This is a genomic window from Paraburkholderia sp. GV068 (genome assembly GCF_003058125.1).
GTDB lineage: Bacteria > Pseudomonadota > Gammaproteobacteria > Burkholderiales > Burkholderiaceae > Paraburkholderia > Paraburkholderia graminis.
The window spans coordinates 17,648-40,817 of sequence record NZ_QBUB01000003.1; the positions used below are offsets into that span (position 1 = coordinate 17,648).

Here is a 23,170-nt window from a genome sequence, read left to right on the forward strand (position 1 = left end):
CTCCCGACGGGAAGCGGCGGGTGGACTTTACGCGCCGGACTTTAAGCGCAGGACGTTAAGCGTCCGCGCCGCCGAGCGCACGCGATTCATCGGCGGCATCGCCGTCTTCGCGCGCGTCGTTGCCGTATTCCACGAGGCGGTTGTACAGCGTCTTCAGGCTGATGCCGAGAATTTCCGCGGCGCGCGTCTTCACGCCGCCGCACTGCTCGAGCGTGGCCAGAATCAACTGACGGTCGGCTTCAGCGAGCGACGTGCCGAACGGAATCGTGATCGCCGTGCCCGCAGCCGGCTTCGACAACGTGATCTGCAACGGCACGGTCGCGGTGCTGTCCGAGTCCGTGCCCGACATGATGTGCGCGCGCTGCACGTAGTTCTTCAGCTCGCGCACATTCCCCGGCCACGGATACGACAGCAGCATCTCCTTCACCGCGGGCGGGAAATGCTTCTTTGTGCCGTGCCGCTCGTTCAGTTCCTCGAGGAACGCTTGCGCGAGCAGTTCGACGTCCTTGCCGCGATCGCGTAGCGGCGGCAGGCTGATCGGAAACACATTCAACCGATGGTAGAGGTCGAGCCGCAGCTTTCCTTCCAGCACCGCCTGCTCCGGATCGCGGTTGGTCGCGGCGATCAGCCGCACGTCGGTTTCGATTTCCTTCGTCGTGCCGACCCGCATGAACATGCCGGTTTCCAGCACGCGCAGCAGCTTGACCTGCAGCTCGATCGGCATTTCGGTGATTTCGTCGAGGAACAGCGTGCCGCCGTTCGCGCGCTCGAAATAACCCTTGTGCTGACGATCCGCGCCCGTGAACGAGCCGCGCTCGTGGCCGAACATTTCCGACTCGATCAGATTCGGCGAAATCGCGCCGCAGTTCACCGCCAGAAACGCATGCTTGCGACGCAGGCTGAGCTCGTGCAGCGTCTGCGCGGCCACTTCCTTGCCGGTGCCCGACTCGCCGACCAGCATGACGGAAGCCGCCGTCGGCGCGACACGGCCGATCTGGTCGTAGACCTCCTGCATGGCCGGCGAATTGCCGAGCATCAAACCGAAGCGGCCCATGCGGCGCAGTTCGCCGCGCAAGGTGCCGATTTCGGCCTTCAGGTCGCCGGCGCGCGGCAGGCGCGACAGAATCGCCTTCACGCGCTGCATGTTGATGGGCTTCACCAGGTAGTCGGTGGCGCCCATTTTCAGCGCGTTCACCGCCGACTCGACCGTGGCGTGGCCGGTAATCACGATCACTTCCACGCCGGAGCGCGGATCGAGATCTTCGAACAGTTCGACCCCGCTGCCGTCCGGCAGCTTGAGATCGGTAAAGACAACGTCCGGCATCTGCCGGACCAGTTGAATGCGCGCTTCGCGCAGATCGCCCGCGGTGGCGGTGGTCAGACCGTCTTCCCCGATGATGGCGGAAAGCGCCTCGCGGGTACTTGCGTCGTCATCGACAATCAGTACATGTGGCATCGCGTCTCGAAAGCCTGCAAGCGTGGGAGGAACAGCATGCGGCGAGCATGCTGAAAAAGCGCCGACGACCTCGCGCGGGTGGCGGGCATACCTGTCTCAAAGTGAGCGTACGCCAACTTCCGACAGCGCTTGGTCACCGATTCCATTCAATATTGCAACAATACACGCATAAATCGCGACGTGATCGGCACTATTGTTCTGTATTTACCTATTATACGGCTTTATAGAGACAATTTAACAGTCCCGGAGACGCGCCGCATGCCCGGCGGATCGGCGGCGGCGCGCGGCGGGAAAGCAGTCTAGCTGCTGTGCGGGAACGGCCAGGCGTCGGGGTGAGAGGAGCCATTCGGCCCATGCGCGCCCGGACCGGCGGAGGCCGGCGAGCCCGCGCCGGACTGCGCGGAAGAAGCGGACGACGACGCCGCCGACGGCGTGATAACCGCGCCGCCCTCGTCTTCCCAGCGGTTCAACTCGCGCCCGGTGGTGGATTGCGCGGCGCGGCTGCGCTGCACATAACGCACCGCGAGGTAGCCGCCGAGCGCCATCAGCGCACCGAAAATGCCAATTTTGGGTCGAGCCATCATGAACTCCTTGTGGTCGTTTTGTGATCGTTAGATGCAGAGAGGCAGAGAGTGCAAACCGCCGCGCCGCGCAGCCGGCCGCAGCGGACGCCGCGGACGCCGAACCCGCGCCTAGCGCGCGCTCAGCACGCCCAAGACGAAGCCGACGCCAGCCGCAATCGCGACGGAACTCCACGGGTTCTGCCGCACATAGCGTTCCGTGTTGACGGTTGCGAAGCGATAGCGCCGCTGCGCGTTTTCCTGCGCGTCGCCGAGCGCGGACTGCAGCGTCTCGACATGGGTGCCGAGCTTCTGGCGCAGCGCGCCGACGCCCTCGCCCGGCACATTGGCGGCAAGCCGCAGCATTTCTTCCGAATCCTTCAGCAGCACCCGCAGATCCTGGACGATCTTCTGGCCGCCGAGTGCGAGCTGTTGCGTCGTGTCAGTCATCTTTCACTCCTCGTCTGGTTCAGCGCCCGCGCGGACCGCGGCGTCCGCGGTGTCCGCGGCCTGAGCGCACGCGTGCCGGGGGCAAGCTGCAATGCATGTGCCCGGTAACTTTGCTGGTTCGCGGGCGCGGCCGGCGCGCGCCACGCGCAGTTTCGACCGACTCGCCGCGATGCGCGGCCGATCGCCTTCACATAGATTGCAGGAAGCGCTGTCAAAGTGGTTAAATCGACCTTTGTGAGATAGAACTTCGGTCGTCTCGTTCCCAGGCCTGCGCGCCGCACCAACGAACTCATTTGCACAGGACTTCCCCGTTTATGGCGTCAATCGATCTGGCCTCGCCCACTGTGTCCGCCGGCGGCAGCGCTTCCGCACAGGCAAAGCAGCGCGTAGCGGACGGCGTCGCGGGACTGAAATCGTACGGCCTGCTGTACGGTTCGTCCCCGGTGATGCTCGACCTGTACGAGCAGATCGAGCGCGTCGCGAGCACCGACGCGACCGCGCTGATCATCGGCGAATCGGGCACCGGCAAGGAGCTGATCGCCCGCACGATTCACGATCAAAGCAGCCGCAGGGAGGCGCCGTTTGTCGCCGTGAATTGCGGCGCGATTCCCGACGAGCTCATCGAGGCCGAACTGTTCGGCCACGAAAAAGGCAGCTTCACTGGCGCGGTCCAAGGGCGCGTCGGCTACTTCGAGCATGCGAACGGCGGCACGCTGTTTCTCGACGAAGTCACCGAAATGGCGCCCGTGCGTCAGGTGAAACTTCTGCGCGCGCTCGAGACCGGCACGTTCTATCGCGTCGGCGGCAACGAGCTGATCAGCGGCAACGTGCGCGTGATCGCCGCGACCAATCGCGACCCGGCCGTCGCGGTCAAGGAAAACGGTCTGCGCGAGGATCTGATGTACCGGCTCGCGGTGTTTCCGTTGCGCGCGCCGCCGCTGCGCGAACGCGAGAACGACCGCGAACTGCTCGCGCAACACTTTCTTGCGCAGCTCAATCAGCAGGAAGGCACCAGCAAGAGCTTCAGCAAACGCTCGATCGAAACGCTGCGCACGTGGTCGTGGCCAGGCAACGTGCGCGAGCTGAAGAACGCGGTGTACCGCGCGTTCATTCTCGCGGAGAAAACGGTCGAGTTGCCGCACCCGCACCTCGCGTCGAAAGTGAAGCGGCCCGTGACGCAAGGCGACGCGATGAGCGTATGGATCGGCACGCCGCTCGCCGACGCGCAAAAGCAGATCATTCTCGGCACGCTGAAGTACTGCGGCGGCGACAAGCGGCGTGCGGCAAAAGCACTCGGCGTGAGCCTCAAAACGCTCTACAACCGCTTGAGCGCATATGGCGACGAAAGTACCGACGAAGACACCGAACAGTAGACGCGCTTCAGCAGAAGTTTCCTCATCAAACAGTTCGCACCGCCAATCAAACCGGTCTGCAGTCTGAGCAGAAACCGGTTTGGTGCGCACCATGTTTTGCAATTGCTTGCACTTTCCCTCTGCCATTTACAAAACGCATCCTGCAAAATGCAGCAGCCCATTTTCGACGATGGGACGACATGCCGCCGGCTCGCCGTTGCCTTCGCACGCGAGCCGGAGCACTTGCAAGAGTAGAGACAGGGATGCAAAAGAAAATGCTGTGCGCCGGGTGCCTGGAACCAGGCTTGAAACCGCGCTTGAAAGTGCGCCGCCAACCAGAAGCGAGGCGCGGATGGGGTAACGCAACGGTCCTCGTTGCGTTGAGCCTGGCGCTCGCGTCGGCGCTCTCGGGCTGCAGTTCGTTCTACACAGAAGGCGCCACCGCCGGCGCGGGTATCGCCGGCGCCGCGCTCGCGGCGAAGGTCACGAGCAACGCCGCCGTCGCGACCGGCATCGGTCTCGGCGCGGTGGCCGCGGCGCGAGCGGGCGTGCAGTACTCCGAGCGCGTGGTCCACCGGAATACGCAGGACGGCATCGCGAAGATCGCCGGGCCGCTCGAAGTGGGCGCGATCGCGCCGTGGAGCGTCACGCATTCCATGCCGATCGAAGACGACGAACACGGCCGCGTCACGGTCAGCCGCACGATCAGCGCGGGCGCGCTCGACTGCAAGGAAATCGTCTTCTCGGTCGACCACATCGCGACGAAAAACGTGCCGGCCAGCAGCGCGTTCTACGTGGCCTCCATCTGCCGCGACGGCGAAAACTGGAAATGGGCGTCGGCCGAACCCGCCACCGAACGCTGGGGCGCATTGCAATGACCGCGCGTGCGTTTCCGGCCGCTCAGCGGCTGCATCGCGCGAGTCTGACGGCGCTCGCCGGCGTGCTATGTCTCAGTGCGACGCTGCTCACGAGCGGTTGCTCGTCGATCGGCGCCGCGAGCGGCGCAGCCGCCGGCGTCGCGTCGGGCCTCGTCACGTCGAATCCGGCGGTGGGCATCGGCGTCGGTATCGCGGTGCAAGCCGCCACCGACGAAGCCATCGGCCGCTACATGCGCAGCATGCACAGCGACCAGCAGAATCTGATCGCGGCTTTGGCCGGCGCGATGCCCGTCGGCGAAACGCGTCCGTGGTCCGTCAAACATACGCTGCCCATCGAGAACGGCCACGGCCAGGTGCGCGTCACGCGCGCGTTCGGCTCGGCGCTCGCGCTATGCAAGGAGTTCGTGTTCTCGGTGCAGGACGGCGACGGACCGAACGCACGCGAAGACTGGTACACGGCAAGCGCGTGTCAGCAGGAGAAAGGCTGGAAATGGGCGTCCGCGGAACCGGCCGTGGAGCGCTGGGGCAATCTGCAATAAAACGAATCGCACCGCATAACGAAAAACGGCAGGGTCTCCCCTGCCGTTTTCATTGAACCGTACTACGTGAGCGCCGCGGTGGTCACGACTCCACGTCTTCCAGACTGAAGATTTCGGTCTGGTCGTTGTAGGAAAAAATCTCGCCATAGCGCCCCCAGTTGATGACCGCGTCGAGCGTTTCTTCGGCGGCGCTGTCGGACAGAAAATCCTCCAGTTCCTGCTCGAAGCGCACACGCGGTGCGCGATGCCCCGGCCGCTCGTTCAGCACCTTCTTGATTCGCGCGGCGAGCGGCACATGCCGCAGTAGATGCTCGGCGAACATCATCTTGCGCTCCTGCGTGCCGAATTCGGCGAACACGCGCGCGGGCGGCGTCAGGAAAATATCGCCTTCGCGGACGTCGGCGAAACCGAGGTGCTGAAGCACTTCCGCGACCGGGAACAGGTCGTCCACTTCGAGATGCAGCGAACGCGCGATTTCCGGCATGTCCGCGCGGCCGTGATACGGCGCGGCGGCGAGCGTCTCGATCAGACCGGCCATCAGGTTGGTCGACACGTGCGGCAACCAGCTATGCAGCTCGAGGCCCTTCCGCGTTTTCTCGTCGGTCTGACGCGCGGTCATCTTCGCGTAGATCTCATCCACCAGACGCCGGAACGCCGGATCGAGACGATTGCGCGGATGCTTGAACGGCACCTTGATCTCGGCGATCACGCGGCCAGGATTGGACGACAACACGAGAATCCGGTCGCACATGAACACCGCTTCCTCGATGTTGTGCGTGACGATCAGCACCGCCTTGATCGGCATGCGGCCTTGCGTCCACAAGTCGAGCAGGTCGGTACGCAGCGTCTCGGCGGTCAGCACGTCGAGCGCGGAAAACGGCTCGTCCATCAGAAGCAGTGTGGGGTCGACCACCAACGCGCGCGCAAAGCCGACGCGCTGGCGCATGCCGCCCGACAGCTCGCGCGGATACGCGTTCTCGAAGCCGTCGAGGCCGATCAGGTCGATTGCGGCGAGCGCGCGTTCGCGCCGCTCGCGCGCGGCCACGCCTTGCGCCTCGAGCCCGGCTTCCACGTTTTGCAGCACGGTCAGCCACGGGAACAGCGCGAAGGTCTGGAACACCATCGCGACGCCCTTCGCGGGACCGTCGAGCGGCTTGCCCATGTATGTGACTTCGCCGTCGGTCGGCTCGATCAGACCGGCGATGATGCGCAGCAGCGTCGACTTGCCCGAGCCCGAACGCCCGAGCAGACCGACGATCTCGCCTTCGCGCAGCGACAGGTTGGCGTCGTCGAGAACCAGCAGTTCGCCTTGCGACTTGTTGAAACCGCGGCACACGTCCTTGACGCGCAGGATTTCTTCGCCGAGACGCGGCGGCTTCGGCGGCGTCTGGATGGGCGCGGCGGTCGTGGCAGCTTTAGGATTTTGCATCGCGTTATGCCTTCAATTCTCAGGAAAACACCGGGCCGCGCAGGTTTGTCGTGCACCGCGGCAGGCCAGGCGCGTAGCGTCAGGGCCTCAGGGCTTCGTGGCCTCAGGGCCTCAGTCGAGCCGCAGCTTCGCTTCGGCGTAGGCGTACATCGGACGCCACAGCAGGCGGTTGAACAGCGTCACGAATAGCGACATCACGGCGATGCCGACGATGATCTTCGGATAATCGCCCGCCGCCGTCGACTGCGCGATATAGGCGCCGAGCCCGTGCGCGGCCACCTTCGTGTCGCCCCACTGCACGAATTCCGCGACGATGCTCGCGTTCCACGCGCCGCCCGACGCGGTGATCGCGCCCGTCACGTAGTACGGGAAGATGCCCGGCAAGATGGCCTGACGCCACCACTGCCAGCCGCGGATATGGAAATTCTTGGCCGCCTCGCGATAGTCGTTCGGATACGAAGTCGCGCCGGCAATCACGTTGAACAGGATATACCACTGCGTGCCGAGCACGATCAGCGGCGAGAGCCAGACGTCCGGGTTCAGGTTGAAGCGCACGATCACGATCACGAAGACCGGAAACAGCAGATTCGCCGGGAACGCGGCCAGAAACTGCGCGAGCGGCTGAATCTTCTCGGCGAGCGCGGGCCGCAGGCCGATCAGCACGCCGACCGGCACCCAGACCACAGACGCCAGCGCGATCAGCACCACAACCCGCAGCAGCGTGATCAGCCCGAGCACGAACACGTGGCCGACTTCATCGAGCGATACGCCGGTGCGCACGTAGATGAACACGCGATACACCACGTAGACAGTGGCGACCAGCACGAGCGCGCCCCACACGATGTCGCCGATGCGCGAGCTCTTCTGGATCTGCGGAATCGGAAAGCGCGGCGCCTGCAGCGCGGGCAAGCGGAATGGCACGCGCGCCGCCTTCGCGAACATCCAGCCGAGCGGCACCAGCAAGCGGTGAATCAGCCGCGTGCGGCGAATCAGATCGAGCAGCCACGACTCGGGCGCGTCGCCCGAACTGGTGGTCTCCATGCGGAACTTGTCGGCCCACGCCACCAGCGGACGGAACAGCAACTGATCGTAGGCGAGAATCACGACCGTCATCGCGAGGATCACCCAGCCGATCGCATGCAGGTTCTTGACGACGATCGCCTGCGCGAGATACGCGCCGATGCCGGGCAGCGTGATCGTGTTATTGCCGACCGTGATCGCCTCGGATGCGACCACGAAGAACCAGCCGCCGGACATCGACATCATCATGTTCCAGATGAGGCCGGGCATCGAGAACGGCACTTCGAGTTTCCAGAAGCGCTGCCATGACGTCAGATGAAAGCCGCGCGAGACTTCATCGAGATCGCGCGGCACCGTGCGCAGCGACTGATAGAAGCTGAACGTCATGTTCCACGCCTGGCTCGTGAAGATCGCGAAGATCGCCGCGAGTTCGGCGCCGAGCACGCGGCCCGGAAAGAGCGCGAGAAAGAACGTGACCGTGAACGAGATATAGCCGAGCACCGGCACCGACTGCAGGATGTCGAGAATCGGCACCAGCACGAGTCCGGCGCGGCGGCTCTTCGCGGCCAGCGTGCCGTAGGCGAGCGTGAAGATCAGCGACGCGACCATCGCCGCGAGCATGCGCAATGTGGTGCGCATCGCGTACTCGGGCAGATTCGCCGGATCGAGCGAGATCGCCTGGGTCTTCAGCGTCGACATCGGCGCGAGCGTCTCGTGAAAGCCGATCGCCGCCATCGCGATGATGCAGATGATGAGCGGAAACGCGACGAAGTCCCAGCGGTTGGGCAGCACGCGCCATGCCGACGCGTTGGCGGTGCGCTTCAGGTTGAAGCTGAAATCCATCAGACCGGCTCCTCGTTAATACAGGCGTTCGAATGCGCGAAGGAGGCCGCGGCTGCCGCGCGGCGGTCTGAAGTTCGGTCCGGAAAGCGGAAATCAGGCATGGCAAAACGCGTGTGCGCGGTAAATCGTTAGCGTACGAGACAGGTGGACCGGCAACGGAAGCGCCGATGGGCAAGCCGCCCCCGAACCGCAACCGTCAAGCCTGAGTCCTGTCGCCGCAGGCGCCGCCCGTAGGCTGGCGAGCTTTCCTTTGTTTTGGACGGCACGACACTACACCATCCTATGTTTCAGGCACAACCTTTGAAGGCAAATCCGGCAACTTGCTGCGCCCCGCCTGACAACGGCCCGGCAATGGCCTGACAGTGGCCTTCCGCGAAGCTTCCGTGAAGACCGCGAGCCTCGTTGCGCGTCTCGTCGCGCGTGGCCTATTGCCGCTCCCGGCATCAAGAAAACGGCGCGGTTGCCGTTAAGAGCCTGATGGGTGCAGCCCATCTGGATTCATTGCCGCGATAAGGGTGCCGTCTGGCCCCATGACGGTTAGAATCCACTAAAGATGCGCCCGTATGGATGGTTTTATCCCGGCCCGCGCGGCGCAACCCCGAGCGAAACCCCGGGCGAAACGGCGCCGCGGCGCTGCCACGAATAAGCTAGTTGCATGTCTCAGCCAGACGGATCAGAGGGTCGATGAACAGGACAACCTTGCGCCAGGCAACCGGCCCGATCGGCTTCGTGCTGATCGTACTGGCTTGCTGGTTCGTGGCCGGCATGGTCGCGGACCGGATGGTACAGCAAGAGCTCAACGCGGCGTTGCACGCGCAGCGTCAGATGGCCGCCTCGATCGTCGACAACATGGCGGAGGTGATCGCAAGCGACCTCGCGATGTCGCGAGCCATTCCCGCAACCATGGCCGAAATGGACGTGGTCCAGAACGCGCTGGTGCAATCCCGGAATTATGCCGCGAACGGCGAGACGACGGAACCCGCGCTGCGCGCCGCGTTGCTAAAAGACCCGCATCTTGGCGCGGTCAGCACCTTCCTGCACCGGGCACAGGGCTTCTCCGGGCTCGATCAGGTATGGCTCGTGAATGCCAACGGCATCTGCGTGGCCTCGAGCGATGTCTCCGGCGATCCGCAGAGGCGGCGCGCCTCGTTCGTCGGCGTCGACATGCGGGTGCGCGCGTATCTGACCAACGCGCTGCTCGGCGCGTTCTCCGAAACCTATGGCGTGGGCCGCACGAGCGGCGAACCCGGCATCTTCATCGCGGTCCCCGTCTATGCGGACGGCGAACTCGCGGGCGCGGTCGTCGCCAAGGTCGGCATCGCGCGGTTGCGCCACTGGGTCGCGCATGCCGGCACCTTCGTCGCCGACGATAACGGCGTCATCATCATGGCGCACGACAGCAAGCTCGAAGGCCACGCGCTGCCCGATTCGCGCGTGACGAAGATGAGCGTCGCCGAGCGCACCGTGACCTATCGCCGCGACGCGTTCCCGGATATCCAGATTCGCGTCGACAACGAAGTGCGCGAGCAGGCGCCGTGGGTCTCGGCGACCGTCGCCGGGCAACTGTTCGGCTCGGCCGGCCGCCTGGGGCCGTCGCTGTATCAGACTCGTGGCGGCCTGAACTCGGGGCTCTCCGCGCATCTGGTCGAGCCGCTCTCGGCCTGGCCGGAGCTGTTGCGCAACCATAAGCGCGATCATCTGCTGGTGTTTCTGACGCTGGCGGGCACCGTGGCGCTCGCGTGGGTGATCACCGTGTCGTACGTGCGCGAGCGGCGCCATCATCGGGCCACGCGCGATCTCGCCGAGCAGCTACAGTCGGCCAATACGCTGCTTTCGGCGGAGGCGCGTCACGACGCGTTGACGGGCGCGCTGTCGCGCCGCTACTTCCTCGATCTGCTGCGTCACGAGATCGATCGCGCGCACCTCGGCAACCAGCCGCTGTGCATGGCGATTGCCGACCTCGATCACTTCAAGCAGATCAACGACCGCTTCGGCCATGCCGCCGGCGACCGCGCGCTCGAGCATTTCGTCGAGACCTGCCGCGCCGAACTGCGCGGCGCCGATGCGATCGGCCGGCTCGGCGGCGAGGAGTTCGGTGTGCTGCTGCCCGGCACCGATCTCGCGGGCGGCCGCGAAGTGGTCGAGCGCCTGCGCTTGCGTCTGAAAGCCGTGCCGTCGGCGAAACTGCCTGCGTCCGTTACGCTCAGCGTGAGCATCGGCATCACGGAGTTGTCCGTCGACGACCTCCCGGAGCGGATCATGAGCCGCGCCGACATGGCGCTCTATGCGGCCAAGACCGGCGGGCGCGACCGCACCGAAGCGCTGCCGCCCGACGACACCGCCCCGCCCGCGCGCACGGTCGCAAGCGTCTGGTAACGGCGGCCGCGCTCCTTGACGCGACGCAAGCCGGAGCTTCGAGCCTTCCGCAAGCAAGCAGGTATGATCGACACTGACCTCGAGTTGTCGCTACCGCTTTAACGGGAGATTCGCATGAAGGGAAATCTGGTCATTGTTTGCCGCGATCAGGATGCTGACGCGTTCGACCATCTGCTGGCTGAGTACGGCGCGTTCCAGACGCGGCTGTCGTCGACCGCGTGGTATCTGAAGCTCGATGTCGCGCCGGAAGTCATTCAGGAAGAGATACTCGGCCGCCTCGGCAAGTACACGACCCACTATATTTTCGAAGCCGAAACCGTGACGTGGAATACGGTGGATAGCGAAGCCGCGAACGCGCTAAATACGTTGTTTTCGGATTAGCTCGCGAGCGGGAAGCAGTTGTGGTCGCGGTCGCAGTAATGACCTGGGATGACCTCGGCGGCGGACCACACCAGCCCACGACCAAACCAGGCCGACGGAACGCCGCGCCTGCAACTCAAATCACCAGACACTGCTCTCCGACGCCGCCCTCGCCTGAGGCACCGCCGAAAACGGGAAGCTCATCAAGACGCGCAAGCCGCGGCCGTCGTGGTTGCCGATCTGCCACTCGCCGCCCGCGCGCCGCACCAGCCGCTCGACAATCGCAAGCCCAAGACCGCTGTGGCCATTGCCGCCGCGCGCGGGGTCGAGCCGCACGAAAGGCCGGCTTGCGTTGACGAGATCCTGCGCGGCGATGCCCTTGCCGTTATCGCTCACCGACAACGTGAAGCCTTCCGCCGTGCGCGCAGTGGCGACGACGATAGGCGGCGCTCCGTACGCATGCGCGTTGTCGAGCAGGTTCGACAGAATCCGGTCGAGCGTGGCGGCGGGCAGCATGAAGCCGGGGCCGGCTCGCAGATCGGTCTGCACCGCAGGCGCGCCCGAGGCCACCGCGCGATAGCTGCGCACGACGCGTTCACATTGAGCATCGACCTCGACGGCTTCGCTGCGATCCGCGCCGTCGTGCGCGAACACCAGGAATTGTTCGACGATGTGCGTCATCGAATCGACGTCGCGCACGACGCCGTCGCGCATCTTCGCTTCGTCCATCATTTCGGCGCGCAGACGCAAGCGCGCAAGCGGCGTCTTCAGATCGTGCGCGACGCCCGCGAGCATCACCGCGCGGTCGTTCTCGGTGCGCGCGACTTCCTGCACCATCTGGTTAAAGCCATGCGTCAATTGCCGCAACTCGCGCGGTCCGCGCTCGGGCACGGGCGGCACCGGCAAGCCGCGGCCGAAGCGCGCCACTGCCTGGGCGAGCGAGCGCAACGGCTGCTGTAACGCCCATGCGGCGAACAGCGCCGCCATCACCGCGAACGAGAAGATGATGACGAGCCACAGCACCGTTCGGTCGAGCGAGCGCGGTGGCCGCAGCGGCTGCACCGGCACGACGATCCAGCTACGGTCCCTGGGCGCGCGCACCCACAGCGTGGGCGGCGCTCCCGGCAAGCCGACGCGCACCTGCGTGCCGGACGGCATGCGGTCGCGCGCGTCTTCGATAAACCGTTCGAGCGGCGGCGGCAGATTCGATGTCTCGGGCGGTACTTCGGGACTCGCCGGATCGACCAGCTTTACGCGCGACGGGAGCGGCTGATCGGGATTGCGGGCCACGTGCTGACGCACCGCGTCGACGAGGAACGTGGCTTCTTCAACGGCGTAGCGGGTTTGCAACTGGCTGCGCTCGAGGCGCATGAGCGCATACCACGCGAAGTGCGACAGCAGCAGCACCGCGACGACCAGCAAGGCCAGCCGTCCGAACAACGAATCAATGGGCCGGCGCATTCTGATCGCCGTCGGGCACGAACACGTAGCCGCGCCCGCGCACTGTCTGAATGAAGCGCGGCGTGGACGGGTCCGTTTCGAGAATGCGCCGCAGACGCCACACCTGGACGTCGATACCGCGGTCGGTGCCGTCGTATTCGGGACCGTGCAGCAGCTCGAGCAGACGCTCGCGCGTCAGCGTGCGCATGGGATGGTTCACGAAGATTTTCAGCAACGCGAACTCGCTGCCCGACAGCGTGAGCGGCTTGTCTTCCTGATGCAGCGTGCGCGACTGGAAGTCGAGCGTGAAGCGGCCGAAGCTGAACGGCTCGCGCTGTTCGGGCGCGGCCGCCGAAGGCAGCGTGCGCCGCCGGCGCAACACCGCCTGCACGCGTGCGAGCAGCTCGCGCGGATTGAACGGCTTGCCGAGATAGTCGTCCGCGCCGAGTTCGAGACCGACGATCCGGTCGACGTCGTCCGCACGCGCGGTCAGCATGATGACCGGGATATCGTCGCCCGACGCGCGCAGCTTGCGCAATGCAGTGAGCCCGTCCACGCCCGGCATCATCAGGTCGAGCACGATCAGGTCGGGACGCTCGCGTTCGAGCCTGCGCTCGAGCGAGCCCGCGTCGTGCAGCACCGAGACTTCGATGCCCTGACGGGCCAGATAGTCGCGTAGCAGATCGCGCAGTTCGACGTCGTCGTCGACAACAAGTATTTGAGTAGCCATGGAATGAAGTTTAACGCGCGGCAGCAGCGCTTTTCGATTTCACAGAGGCCTCAAGGGTTACCGGGTGTTACGGTGAAAGCTGCACGTAATGGCCCGTAACAGCGGCGCGAAGGCGCGTAACACAGCGCCGGATGCAGTTCTCTACGCTGTGTCTTACCGAATGCAGGCCGTCAACTGGATCGGATGCATCGTCGGCTATTCCATTACAAGGAGCCTTACATGTCCACCAAAAAAATCTCGCGCGCCCTCGCCGTTGCCGCCACCGCTCTCGCCATCGGCGCGGGCGCTGCTTATGCCGCCCAACCCGCTCATGAGGCCCACGGCGGTCCGGGCGGATGGCACGGTCACTTCATGAAAGAGCTCACGCAACTACATGATCAGTTGAAGCTGAACGCGGATCAGGAAAAGCAGTGGCAAGCCGCACTCGACACGATGAAGCAAGGCCATGAAGCGATGCGCGCGAACCACGAGCAGATGAAGAACCAGTTCAAGGCCGCGCAGCAGCAGCCGATTCTGGATCTGAACGCGATGGCTTCCGCTCATCAGCAGATCGAGCAGAAGGACGCGCAGTTGCGCCAGCAAACCACGGACGCCTGGCTCAAGTTCTATAACGGCCTGAACGACCAGCAGAAGACGACCGTCAGCACGGCGCTGAAGCAGCGCTTTGCGAAGATGGAGTCGCGTCACGAGAAGATGCGCGAGCGTTGGCAGCAGCATCATGGCGCGGCGTCGGCGCCGGCTGCGAGCCAGTAAGCGGCGCGGCCGCCGCGCTGCAAAGCGCGGCGGCTTCGCAGAAACAGAAACGCCACGGAGCGCAGTTCAAAAACTCCGTGGCGTTTTCCATATATACATATAGCGGCGCGCGTGTGCATTCCCGCTGAAACTGAGCTTGCAGCACGCGCCCTTTGTGCCGTCCTGGTTGCGCCCTCAACCAACTCCGCGTTGAGCGGCGCAACAACTGCCCTGCTTCAGCTATCGAGCCGCCCAAGGTCGAACAGCAGCACTTCTGCGTGGCCGCCCTTTTCCAGCGTCACCGTGTCCGTATCGCTGAGCTTCGCGGCATCGCCCGCTTGCAGCGCCTCGCCGTTCACCGTCAGCGAGCCGCGCGCGACGTGCACGTACACGAGCCGTCCCGCGGGCACCGCGAAGCTGGCCGTCTCCGCGCCGTCGATCAAGCCCGCGTAAATCGACGCGTCCGCGTGGATCGTCACCGAGCCGTCGCGGCCGTCGGGCGATGCGACGACGCGCAGGCGGCCGCGCTTGTCGGCGGCGTCGAAGCGCTTTTCCTCGTAGCCCGGCTGATCGCCCGCGCGTTGCGGAATCACCCAGATCTGCAGCAGATGGGCCTCTTCGTCCGGCGACGCGTTGAACTCGCTATGCATCACGCCCGTGCCGGCGCTCATGCGCTGCACGTCGCCGGGGCGGATGGTCGAGCCGTTGCCCATGCTGTCGCGGTGCGCAAGCGCGCCTTCGAGCACATACGTGACGATCTCCATGTCGCGGTGCCCGTGCGTGCCGAAGCCCTGGCCGCCCGCGATGCGGTCTTCGTTGATCACGCGCAGCGGCCCGAAATGGACGTGCTCGGGATCGCGATAATCGGCAAACGAAAAGCTGTGATACGAGTCGAGCCAGCCGTGGTTGGCGTGGCCACGCTCGTCGGAGCGGCGAATCTCGATCATGACGTACTCCCGGTGAAATTGGCGATGGCGAGAATGTATGGGCTCGCCGCCCGATCCACAATCGGGCGCGGGCGCACCGGATCGTTTCGCAAATCCGCTTAATCGAAGTTGGCGAAGCGGGCCGCGCCCATCGAACCGTCGTCTACCGCTTTCGCAACGCGCCGCGCGAATGCGTCGCGCATACGCAACGGCCTTGATGCAGCGCCGGCGCCGCGGGCAACGCGCACTGGCGCCGCGCCCCTGTTCGGGTAAAATACCGCGCTTTTCAACGCATAGGGTGGCCGAAGGCTCGCCTGCCAAAGCCTTGGCAAAGGCTCGCAATGGCCTGGCAAGGCCGGACACCACGCGGAAAACCGCGGCGGCGCGACAATTTTGACCGCCTAGAATAGCGACGGCCGGCCACGAGCCGAGGCGACGGCCGGCCACGAGCCGGCTTCGTCGGGATCGGACACCACGACGATCAGTTTGACCCAGGAGAAACATGAAGAAGCTCGCACTGTGCGTAGCGCTCGCCGTCATGGCCACCGGCGCCATGGCAAAAGAATGGAAAACCGTACGCATCGGGGTTGACGCCAGTTATCCGCCGTTCGAATCGAAGGCGGCCAGCGGCCAGGTCGTCGGGTTCGACGTCGACGTGACCAAGGCGCTGTGCGCACGAATGAACGTCAAATGCGTGTGGGTGGAGCAGGATTTCGACGGCATCATCCCGGCATTGAAGGGCAAGAAGTTCGACGCGATCGTGTCGTCGCTGACCATCACGGACAAGCGCCGCGAGCAGATCGACTTCTCCGACAAGCTCTTCGACGCCCCCGCGCGCATGATCGCCAAAGCCGGCTCGCCGCTGCTGCCAACGGCTGAATCGCTGAAGGGCAAGCGTGTCGGCGTCGAGCAGGGCACGACCCAGGAAGCGTACGCCAAGGCGTATTGGGAGCCGAAGGGCGTGACCGTGGTGCCCTATCAGAACCAGGATCAGGTCTACGCCGATCTCACGTCCGGCCGGCTCGACGCCGCGCTGCAGGACGAAATCCAGGCCGACGCCGGTTTCCTGAAGACGCCGCGCGGCAAGGGCTTCGCGTGGGCGGGCCCGGAAGTGAAGGACCCGAAGACCATCGGCGAAGGCACGGCCATCGGTCTGCGCAAGGACGATGCCGAACTGAAGGCGATGTTCAACAAGGCGCTGGCGCAGATTCATCAGGACGGCACTTTCACGAAGCTCGAAAAGCAGTACTTCGACGTCGAGATCTATCCGGCACACTGAGCACGCACCTGGGCACCGTCGGAGCGCCGCCTTTGGGCACCGGGCGCCGCTCCGGTCCGGAGCAGTAATCGCAGCAATGAAAAGACTCGGGCTCGCCCGCATGGGCGCTCGCGAGGCTTCGTAATACAGTCGGTCTAGTTTCAAAGAGAGTCGAAAAGCGCGCTGCAGGACCGGCAACGGCCATGCAGTCATGATTTGCACAGCGGTGCGCTGTGCGCCGCGGATCACGGCGAGCCACGCTCGCGGTACATGCGGCGCCAGGCCGCCCGCGTCTTTCGCGGTGTGCCGCAAGCGCATCGTCAAGGACCCCCTATGTTCCTTCAAGGCTACGGCCCGCTGCTTCTCAACGGCACCTGGCAAACCGTCAAGCTGGCGGTGTTGTCACTGGCGCTCGCTTTCTTGCTGGGCCTTCTCGGCGCGGCGGCGAAACTGTCGAAGAACCGCTTCTCGCACGGCGCCGGCACCGTCTACACGACGCTCGTGCGCGGCGTGCCCGACCTCGTGCTGATGCTGCTGCTGTTCTACAGCATCCAGATCTGGCTCAACAATCTGACCGACCTGCTCGGCTGGGACCAGATCGACATCGACCCGTTCGTGGCCGGCGTCGCGGTGCTCGGCTTCATTTACGGCGCGTACTTCACCGAAACCTTCCGCGGCGCCTTTCTCGCGGTGCCGCGCGGTCAGCTCGAAGCCGGCGCGGCCTACGGCATGACGAGCTGGCAGGTGTTCGCGCGCATCATGTTCCCGCAGATGATGCGCTTCGCGCTGCCCGGCATCGGCAATAACTGGCAGGTGATGGTGAAGGCCACGGCGCTCGTGTCGATCATCGGACTCGCTGACGTAGTCAAGGCTTCGCAAGATGCGGGCAAGGGCACGTTGCGGTTCTTCTTCTTCACCCTGCTTGCGGGGGCGATCTATCTCGTCATCACCACAGTGTCGAACTTCGTGCTGATGTACCTCGAAAAGCGTTACTCGACCGGCGTGCGAAAGGCGGATCTATGATCGAGATCATTCAGGAATACTGGCGCAATTATCTCTACACGGACGGCTACCGCTTCACGGGTCTCGCGATCACGCTGTGGCTGCTGGTGGTGTCGATCGGACTCGGCTTCTGCCTGTCGATCCCGCTTGCGGTGGCGCGCGTCTCGAAGAGGAAATGGCTCGCCGGTCTCGTGTGGCTTTACACGTACATCTTTCGCGGCACGCCGCTTTATGTGCAGTTGCTGCTGTGCTACACGGGCTTGTACAGCCTCGAAGTCATCCGCAATCACGAGCTGACCAACGCGTTCTTCCGCGACGGCATGCATTGCACGCTGCTCGCCTTCACGCTGAACACCTGCGCGTACACCACCGAGATTTTCGCGGGCGCGATCAAGGCCACGCCCTACGGCGAAATCGAAGCGGCGCGCGCGTATGGCATGTCGTCGTTCACGCTGTACCGGCGCGTGATCCTGCCGTCGGCGCTGCGCCGCGCGTTGCCGTACTACAGCAACGAAGTGATTCTGATGCTGCACGCCACGACCGTCGCCTTCACCGCGACCGTGCCGGACATTCTGAAGATCGCGCGCGACGTGAACTCGGCGACGTATCAGTCGTTCAACGCGTTCGGCATTGCCGCCCTGCTCTATCTGTGCATTTCTTTCGCGCTCGTGTGGCTGTTCCGCCGCGCCGAGCGCCGCTGGCTCGCTTACCTGCGGCCGCAAGGCAAATAAGCGGGCACACGCCCCGCGGTTAAGCACGCCCAAGGACCCCGATGAACAACACGAAGCAAAAGCTTTTCGTCGACGAACTTCATAAACAGTACGGCGATAACGAAGTCCTCAAAGGCGTTTCGCTGAAGGCGAACGCCGGCGACGTCATCAGCGTGATCGGCTCGTCCGGTTCGGGCAAGAGCACGATGCTCCGCTGCATCAACTTCCTCGAACAGCCGAACGCCGGCCGCATCTTCGTGGACGGCGAAGAAGTGCGCACGCAAAAGAACAACCAGGGCGCGCTGCGCGTGTCCGACCCGAAACAGTTGCAGCGCGTGCGCACCAAACTGTCGATGGTGTTTCAGCACTTCAACTTGTGGTCGCATATGAACGTGCTCGAGAACATCATCGAGGCGCCCGTGCATGTGCTCGGCCTAAAACGCAAGGAAGCCGAAGACCGCGCGCGCGAATATCTCGAGAAAGTGGGCCTCGCGCCGCGTCTCGAGAAGCAGTATCCGTCGCATCTGTCGGGCGGTCAGCAGCAGCGCGTGGCGATCGCGCGCGCATTGGCGATGCATCCCGACGTGATGTTGTTCGACGAACCGACTTCCGCGCTCGATCCCGAACTCGTCGGCGAAGTGCTCAAGGTCATGCAGACGCTCGCCGAGGAAGGCCGCACGATGATCGTCGTCACGCACGAAATGGCGTTTGCGCGCAACGTGTCGAACCACGTGATGTTCCTGCACCAAGGGCGCGTCGAAGAAGAAGGCCGCCCCGACGAGGTGTTCAAAAACACGCGCAGTGAGCGCCTGAAGCAGTTCCTGTCCGGCAGTCTGAAATAGCAATGCGGTAGCAAAACATATCGCACAGCCTGGTATTTGAGATTTGGCGATGACTCATCGCAACGCCTCATGACCGGGCTGTAGTCGAAGTACTTTTTACAAGGCACTTACGAGCGCCTTTTTTGTTTCGGTCACCTGTGTAATCCGCGCTTTTCGGCCGCGAAACCGTCGCGTACACGCCTCCCAACGCGTCTTTTCGCCCCTACCCTGCCGTATCCGAAGCGTCAATAGTGGCAATCCTTAATCTTGCCCCCGTCGATCCGTGATTCCCTTGTCGCATAAGGGCTTTAGCCGTTTTGACACAGGCGGCAATGGGTCTTTGCCCACATCGGTATTGCAATTTGGAGACACAGGTCAACGCCGGTACTAATTTCTTCTCACACTCAAGTGTATTTTTGATAAATTAGTAACCAAAGTAGCAAAACTAAGTTCATTAAAAGTAGTTTTACTTCAAAGCACAGAGGAGAACCGGTCGGCGAGGGATCGGCATGACGACCAGACAGCCCCAAGGCTGCACGTCAGGATAGGAGACCAATCCGCCCGCTAATCTCCCTGGTACCGATTTCTGTTCGGCGCAACTCGCGTCCGAACACCATTCGCAGTACTGGGTTTCACTTTTTGACAGGGTATGGAGGAGAAGATGAAGAAAGCTTTGCTCGCCGCTGCGCTGATGTCGGCCGGGGTTGTTGCACATGCCCAAAGCAGCGTAACGCTGTATGGCCGCCTGGACGCAGGTCTCGAATACATCAGCGGCCTGCCGAACGCCAACTATACCGGTTCAACCTCGCGCTTTCGCGCGGAAAGTGGTGACTGGGGCACGAGCCTGTGGGGCATGAAGGGCGTCGAGGACATCGGCGGCGGCAATAAGGTCCTGTTCCAGTTGGAAGGCTCGTTCAACACGATGAACGGTCAGGGTCCTGGCGGCGGCGGTCTCTTCAATCGCTGGGCAACGGTCGGTCTGTCGAACAGCGCATACGGTACGTTGACGATGGGCCGCATGCTCTTCATCTCGAACGGCGTGTGGGACTTCGACCCGTTCGGTCAGTCGAACTGGTCGTCGGCGTCGCTGGTGCGTGGCCGCAACTGGCCGCAATCGAGCAACAACATCGCTTACCAGTCGCCGAAGTTCTACGGCTTTGACGTGTACGGTCAGTACGCGCTGTCGAACGCGACGAACTGGAACGGTAACGGCACGACGCCGCAAGGCCGCGAAGCCGGTCTGCAAGTGACGTACACCTCGTCGCTGTTCCAGTTGCGCGGCATGTACGACGAAATCCGCAACAACACCAACGGCAACTTCACGGACCCGTTCACGGCATCGCGCGAGTACACGGCTGCGTTCAACGTGTTCCTCGGCCAGTTCAAGATCCAGGGCGCGTATCAGGCAGTGCGCACGTCCGCGGCTGCCAGCGCGGTAAACGCTGCGCCGACCTCGCTCGATCACGAATGGGGCGGTGTGACGTGGCAAGCCACGCCGGCTGCAGCCCTGATCGCGGCTGTGTATCACGTGAACGCGAACAAGGGCGGCGGCAACGCAACGATCTACACGATCGGCGGTTCGTACAACCTGTCCAAGCGCACGCTGCTGGACATCCAGGTCGCGACCGTGCGTAACAGCAAGTCGGCTAACTTCGGTCTGGATGCGAACAACGCAGGCCGTGGCGGCAACATCACCGCTTCGGACGGCACGGTCTCGTACAACGAGAACCCGCTGCCGGGCCACAGCCAGACCGGCGTGTACGCAGGCATTCAACACTCGTTCTAATCGAACGGTGTTCCCCGAAGGCGGCGCCTTCGGGGCTTAGAAGTTCTTCAAGAGAATCTTTTTCACGCTGCTGCGAGAGGCGCGTATCGGTGCGATGTCCGAAAGGGTATCGCACCGTTTTTTATTGGCGCGAAGGCTTCGCGAGTTCTGTGGACGTTGCGCGAAGTCTCCTGCTCGCGCCGGCGCACCGCTTCGGTGCGCGAGCCGCTTAGACTGCGGCTTCGTTTTCTTCGCCGGTACGGATGCGAATCACGCGCTCCACGTCCGCGACGAAAATCTTGCCGTCGCCGATCTTGCCCGTGCGCGCCGCGCCGATGATCGCGTCGATCACCTGGTCGCACTGGTTATCCGCGACGACGACCTCGATCTTCACCTTCGGCAGAAAGTCGACCACATACTCTGCACCACGATAGAGCTCGGTATGGCCTTTCTGCCGGCCAAATCCTTTGACCTCGGTGACGGTCAGGCCCGTGAGGCCGACTTCAGCGAGCGCCTCGCGCACTTCGTCGAGTTTGAACGGTTTGATGACTGCGGTGATGCGCTTCATGGCGAACCTCGTCTCGTGACTGGAAGAGTGAAAGGGAAATGGATGATTTTTATTCTACGCCGCGCCGGATGCGTTGCGGCAGTCCGGCGTGCGTCGCAATGCCCGCGGCTCCGATTCATTCCACCGGTTCGGTGTAGCGCGACGTGATCGGATAGCGCCAGTCGCGGCCGAACGCGCGATGCGTGACGCGAATGCCGATCGGCGCCTGGCGGCGCTTGTACTCGTTGATCTTGATGAGCCGCGTGACGCGCTTCACGTCGTCGGCCGCATAACCCGCGGCGATGATTTCGGCGAGCGAGCGGTCCTCTTCCATGTACATGCGCATGATCGCGTCGAGCACGTCATAGGGCGGCAAGCTGTCCTGGTCGGTCTGGTTCTCGCGCAATTCCGCGGACGGCGCGCGCGTCAGAATGCGCTCGGGAATCACGTTCTGCGTGCCGAAGGCCGTGGCCTGATTGCGGTAGTGGCACAGCCGATAAACGAGCGTCTTCGCGATGTCCTTGATCACCGCAAAGCCGCCGGCCATGTCGCCGTAAAGCGTGCAGTAGCCCACCGCCATCTCGCTCTTGTTGCCGGTCGTGAGGACGATCGAGCCGAACTTGTTCGACAGCGCCATCAACAGCGTGCCGCGGATGCGGGCCTGGATGTTTTCCTCGGTGGCGTCTTCCGGGCGTCCTTCGAATTCCTGCGCGAGTGAACTGCGGAACGCATCGAACATCGGCGCGATCGCAATTTCGTCGTAGCGCACGCCGACGCGGCGGGCCATCTCGGCGGCGTCGGTGGTGGAGATGTCGGCCGTGTAGCGCGAGGGCATCATCACCGCGCGCACCCGATCCGCGCCGAGCGCGTCGCACGCGACCGCCAGCACGAGCGCCGAATCGACGCCGCCCGAGAGGCCGATCAGCGCGCCAGGGAAACCGTTCTTGTTGACGTAGTCGCGCACGCCGATGACGAGCGCCGCGTAGACCTGTGCTTCGAGCGAAAGCTCGGGGGCGATGGCGGAGTTGGCGCGGGTTGCGCTGCCGACGAGCTGCGCGTCGCCATGACCGCGCAACGGCACCGCGTTTTCAAACTCGACAAACGCCGTCGCTTCCTCGAACTGCGGCATCTTCGCGACCAGTTCGCCTTGCGCGTCGAGCACGAACGAGCCGCCGTCGAACACCAGTTCGTCCTGCGCGCCGACCATGTTCACGTAGACCATCGGCAGTCCCGTCTCGCGAATCCGCGCACGCAGGATGTCGAAGCGCACCGCTTCCTTGTTCAGGTGAAACGGCGAGCCGTTCGGGATCAGCAGCACTTGCGCGCCCGCGGCTTTGGCCATTTGCGCGGCCGACGCATGCCACGCGTCTTCGCAGATCACCACGCCGTACTTCACGCCGTCGAGTTCGAAGACGAACGGCTGCGCGTCGGACGCGAAGTAGCGCTTCTCGTCGAACACTTCCGTATTGGGCAAATCCTGCTTGCGATACATGCCGGCGATCCGGCCGTCCACCACCAGCGACGCCGCGTTGAACGTGTCGACCGGCGGCACGCCGCGCTGGATCGGCGCGTTTGCATTACCATGACCACTCGCCGCGCTGTTGGCAACACTGTCGGCAGCGTCGCGCAACGGATGACCGACGATCACATGCAAGCCGGCGAACTGCTTCAGTTGTTGCGCGAGGTCCGCCAACGCAGCAGCGCTCGCGGTATAAAACGCGGGGCGCAGCAGCAGATCTTCGGGCGGATAGCCGGACAGCGCGAGTTCGGGCGCGACCAGCAGCTTCGCGCCGGCGCTGTGCGCGTCACGCGCGGCGGCGACGATCTTCGCGACGTTGCCGGCGAAGTCGCCGACGGTGACATTGATTTGAGCAAGAGCGATTCGTGTCTTCATGGCAGGATCGACGGGCAAGCGAAAGGCTTGCGGAGGGCTTGCAAATAAAGCGGCTTGTTGTGGGCTCGACGGAACGGACAAC

21 protein-coding genes are annotated in these 23,170 nt (G+C 63.9%); 11 read left to right on the top strand and 10 right to left on the bottom strand.

The annotated features are described in order from the left end of the window. Positions 1–55 precede the first annotated feature (55 nt). The 3 genes from C8K18_RS07735 to C8K18_RS07745 all read right to left on the bottom strand — a co-directional run bounded on the left by C8K18_RS07735 (position 56) and on the right by C8K18_RS07745 (position 2,466). Positions 56–1,456, bottom strand: a complete 1,401-nt coding sequence (locus C8K18_RS07735; RefSeq protein WP_006048425.1) for a sigma-54 dependent transcriptional regulator — start codon at positions 1,454–1,456, stop codon at positions 56–58. A 299-nt stretch (positions 1,457–1,755) separates the two neighbouring features. Further along, positions 1,756–2,037, bottom strand: a complete 282-nt coding sequence (locus tag C8K18_RS07740) for a hypothetical protein (protein ID WP_107707162.1) — start codon at positions 2,035–2,037, stop codon at positions 1,756–1,758. A 111-nt stretch (positions 2,038–2,148) separates the two neighbouring features. Beyond that, the gene (locus C8K18_RS07745) at positions 2,149–2,466 is read right to left on the bottom strand and encodes a YqjD family protein (RefSeq protein WP_006048427.1); all 318 of its coding nucleotides are present in this window, start codon (positions 2,464–2,466) and stop codon (positions 2,149–2,151) included. Positions 2,467–2,780: 314 nt separating this feature from the next. Here C8K18_RS07745 and C8K18_RS07750 point away from each other — a divergent pair, with 314 nt between their 5' ends. From C8K18_RS07750 to C8K18_RS07760, 3 genes are all read left to right on the top strand, one after another. Then, positions 2,781–3,839 (top strand): sigma-54-dependent Fis family transcriptional regulator, encoded by a 1,059-nt coding sequence (locus C8K18_RS07750; RefSeq protein WP_006048428.1) that lies wholly within the window; start codon positions 2,781–2,783, stop codon positions 3,837–3,839. Positions 3,840–4,081: 242 nt separating this feature from the next. Next, positions 4,082–4,696 (top strand): hypothetical protein, encoded by a 615-nt coding sequence (locus C8K18_RS07755; RefSeq protein ID WP_006048429.1) that lies wholly within the window; start codon positions 4,082–4,084, stop codon positions 4,694–4,696. After that, positions 4,693–5,235 (top strand): hypothetical protein, encoded by a 543-nt coding sequence (locus C8K18_RS07760; RefSeq protein ID WP_006048430.1) that lies wholly within the window; start codon positions 4,693–4,695, stop codon positions 5,233–5,235. Before C8K18_RS07755 ends, C8K18_RS07760 begins: the two co-directional genes overlap by 4 nt. An 82-nt stretch (positions 5,236–5,317) precedes the next feature. Here the strand turns inward: C8K18_RS07760 and C8K18_RS07765 are convergent, their stop codons facing one another. Then, a complete protein-coding gene (locus tag C8K18_RS07765) occupies positions 5,318–6,664 on the bottom strand; it encodes an AAA-associated domain-containing protein (RefSeq protein WP_053857721.1) in 1,347 nt (448 codons plus the stop codon). Positions 6,665–6,775: 111 nt separating this feature from the next. Further along, positions 6,776–8,527, bottom strand: a complete 1,752-nt coding sequence (locus C8K18_RS07770; RefSeq protein WP_006048432.1) for an ABC transporter permease subunit — start codon at positions 8,525–8,527, stop codon at positions 6,776–6,778. A 684-nt stretch (positions 8,528–9,211) separates the two neighbouring features. Here C8K18_RS07770 and C8K18_RS07775 point away from each other — a divergent pair. Both C8K18_RS07775 and C8K18_RS07780 read left to right on the top strand, forming a co-directional pair. Next, positions 9,212–10,903: a sensor domain-containing diguanylate cyclase gene (locus C8K18_RS07775; protein WP_029970034.1), complete on the top strand. Its 1,692-nt coding sequence runs from the start codon at positions 9,212–9,214 to the stop codon at positions 10,901–10,903. A 114-nt stretch (positions 10,904–11,017) separates the two neighbouring features. Continuing rightward, on the top strand, positions 11,018–11,284 hold the full coding sequence (locus tag C8K18_RS07780; protein ID WP_006048434.1) for a hypothetical protein: 267 nt from the start codon (positions 11,018–11,020) through the stop codon (positions 11,282–11,284). 120 nt (positions 11,285–11,404) lie between these two features. Here C8K18_RS07780 and C8K18_RS07785 read toward each other — a convergent pair whose 3' ends face one another. Together C8K18_RS07785 and C8K18_RS07790 are read right to left on the bottom strand one after the other, a co-directional pair. Next, on the bottom strand, positions 11,405–12,724 hold the full coding sequence (locus C8K18_RS07785; protein WP_006048435.1) for an ATP-binding protein: 1,320 nt from the start codon (positions 12,722–12,724) through the stop codon (positions 11,405–11,407). After that, positions 12,708–13,433, bottom strand: coding sequence for a response regulator (locus tag C8K18_RS07790; RefSeq protein ID WP_006048436.1), 726 nt, complete (start codon positions 13,431–13,433; stop codon positions 12,708–12,710). The genes C8K18_RS07785 and C8K18_RS07790 overlap by 17 nt, the downstream gene beginning before the upstream one ends. A 219-nt stretch (positions 13,434–13,652) precedes the next feature. Between C8K18_RS07790 and C8K18_RS07795 the strand changes: the two genes are divergently transcribed. Further along, positions 13,653–14,186 (top strand): periplasmic heavy metal sensor, encoded by a 534-nt coding sequence (locus tag C8K18_RS07795; RefSeq protein ID WP_053857719.1) that lies wholly within the window; start codon positions 13,653–13,655, stop codon positions 14,184–14,186. Between the two features lie 215 nt (positions 14,187–14,401). On the opposite strand, the gene C8K18_RS07800 is transcribed toward C8K18_RS07795, so the two are convergent. Beyond that, a complete protein-coding gene (locus C8K18_RS07800) occupies positions 14,402–15,112 on the bottom strand; it encodes a pirin family protein (RefSeq protein WP_107707163.1) in 711 nt (236 codons plus the stop codon). Positions 15,113–15,593: 481 nt separating this feature from the next. Between C8K18_RS07800 and C8K18_RS07805 the strand changes: the two genes are divergently transcribed. From C8K18_RS07805 to C8K18_RS07825, 5 genes are all read left to right on the top strand, one after another. After that, on the top strand, positions 15,594–16,370 hold the full coding sequence (locus C8K18_RS07805; RefSeq protein WP_006048439.1) for an ABC transporter substrate-binding protein: 777 nt from the start codon (positions 15,594–15,596) through the stop codon (positions 16,368–16,370). Between the two features lie 312 nt (positions 16,371–16,682). Continuing rightward, positions 16,683–17,372: an ABC transporter permease gene (locus tag C8K18_RS07810; RefSeq protein WP_006048440.1), complete on the top strand. Its 690-nt coding sequence runs from the start codon at positions 16,683–16,685 to the stop codon at positions 17,370–17,372. After that, entirely contained in the window at positions 17,369–18,082 is a 714-nt protein-coding gene (locus C8K18_RS07815; RefSeq protein ID WP_006048441.1) for an ABC transporter permease, read from the top strand. Before C8K18_RS07810 ends, C8K18_RS07815 begins: the two co-directional genes overlap by 4 nt. A gap of 41 nt (positions 18,083–18,123) precedes the next feature. Further along, a complete protein-coding gene (locus C8K18_RS07820; protein WP_006048442.1) occupies positions 18,124–18,903 on the top strand; it encodes an ABC transporter ATP-binding protein in 780 nt (259 codons plus the stop codon). Positions 18,904–19,543: 640 nt separating this feature from the next. Beyond that, a complete protein-coding gene (locus C8K18_RS07825; protein ID WP_006048443.1) occupies positions 19,544–20,668 on the top strand; it encodes a porin in 1,125 nt (374 codons plus the stop codon). 208 nt (positions 20,669–20,876) lie between these two features. Here C8K18_RS07825 and glnK read toward each other — a convergent pair whose 3' ends face one another. Both glnK and C8K18_RS07835 read right to left on the bottom strand, forming a co-directional pair. Further along, a complete protein-coding gene (glnK, locus tag C8K18_RS07830) occupies positions 20,877–21,215 on the bottom strand; it encodes a P-II family nitrogen regulator (RefSeq protein ID WP_006048444.1) in 339 nt (112 codons plus the stop codon). A gap of 115 nt (positions 21,216–21,330) precedes the next feature. Continuing rightward, positions 21,331–23,088, bottom strand: coding sequence for an NAD+ synthase (locus C8K18_RS07835; RefSeq protein WP_107707164.1), 1,758 nt, complete (start codon positions 23,086–23,088; stop codon positions 21,331–21,333). Positions 23,089–23,170 lie beyond the last annotated feature (82 nt).

Bases quoted from the DNA above. Each gene is read 5' to 3' on its own strand.
- C8K18_RS07775 (WP_029970034.1), top strand. From the start codon at position 9,212: ATGAACAGGACAACCTTGCGCCAGGCAACCGGCCCGATCGGCTTCGTG.
- C8K18_RS07825 (WP_006048443.1), top strand. From the start codon at position 19,544: ATGAAGAAAGCTTTGCTCGCCGCTGCGCTGATGTCGGCCGGGGTTGTT.
- C8K18_RS07800 (WP_107707163.1), bottom strand. From the start codon at position 15,112: ATGATCGAGATTCGCCGCTCCGACGAGCGTGGCCACGCCAACCACGGC.
- C8K18_RS07740 (WP_107707162.1), bottom strand. From the start codon at position 2,037: ATGGCTCGACCCAAAATTGGCATTTTCGGTGCGCTGATGGCGCTCGGC.
- C8K18_RS07765 (WP_053857721.1), bottom strand. From the start codon at position 6,664: ATGCAAAATCCTAAAGCTGCCACGACCGCCGCGCCCATCCAGACGCCG.
- C8K18_RS07810 (WP_006048440.1), top strand. From the start codon at position 16,683: ATGTTCCTTCAAGGCTACGGCCCGCTGCTTCTCAACGGCACCTGGCAA.
- C8K18_RS07755 (WP_006048429.1), top strand. From the start codon at position 4,082: ATGCAAAAGAAAATGCTGTGCGCCGGGTGCCTGGAACCAGGCTTGAAA.
- C8K18_RS07790 (WP_006048436.1), bottom strand. From the start codon at position 13,433: ATGGCTACTCAAATACTTGTTGTCGACGACGACGTCGAACTGCGCGAT.
- C8K18_RS07750 (WP_006048428.1), top strand. From the start codon at position 2,781: ATGGCGTCAATCGATCTGGCCTCGCCCACTGTGTCCGCCGGCGGCAGC.
- C8K18_RS07780 (WP_006048434.1), top strand. From the start codon at position 11,018: ATGAAGGGAAATCTGGTCATTGTTTGCCGCGATCAGGATGCTGACGCG.
- C8K18_RS07745 (WP_006048427.1), bottom strand. From the start codon at position 2,466: ATGACTGACACGACGCAACAGCTCGCACTCGGCGGCCAGAAGATCGTC.
- C8K18_RS07785 (WP_006048435.1), bottom strand. From the start codon at position 12,724: ATGCGCCGGCCCATTGATTCGTTGTTCGGACGGCTGGCCTTGCTGGTC.
- C8K18_RS07760 (WP_006048430.1), top strand. From the start codon at position 4,693: ATGACCGCGCGTGCGTTTCCGGCCGCTCAGCGGCTGCATCGCGCGAGT.
- C8K18_RS07805 (WP_006048439.1), top strand. From the start codon at position 15,594: ATGAAGAAGCTCGCACTGTGCGTAGCGCTCGCCGTCATGGCCACCGGC.
- C8K18_RS07815 (WP_006048441.1), top strand. From the start codon at position 17,369: ATGATCGAGATCATTCAGGAATACTGGCGCAATTATCTCTACACGGAC.
- C8K18_RS07770 (WP_006048432.1), bottom strand. From the start codon at position 8,527: ATGGATTTCAGCTTCAACCTGAAGCGCACCGCCAACGCGTCGGCATGG.
- C8K18_RS07795 (WP_053857719.1), top strand. From the start codon at position 13,653: ATGTCCACCAAAAAAATCTCGCGCGCCCTCGCCGTTGCCGCCACCGCT.
- C8K18_RS07735 (WP_006048425.1), bottom strand. From the start codon at position 1,456: ATGCCACATGTACTGATTGTCGATGACGACGCAAGTACCCGCGAGGCG.
- C8K18_RS07820 (WP_006048442.1), top strand. From the start codon at position 18,124: ATGAACAACACGAAGCAAAAGCTTTTCGTCGACGAACTTCATAAACAG.
- C8K18_RS07835 (WP_107707164.1), bottom strand. From the start codon at position 23,088: ATGAAGACACGAATCGCTCTTGCTCAAATCAATGTCACCGTCGGCGAC.
- glnK (WP_006048444.1), bottom strand. From the start codon at position 21,215: ATGAAGCGCATCACCGCAGTCATCAAACCGTTCAAACTCGACGAAGTG.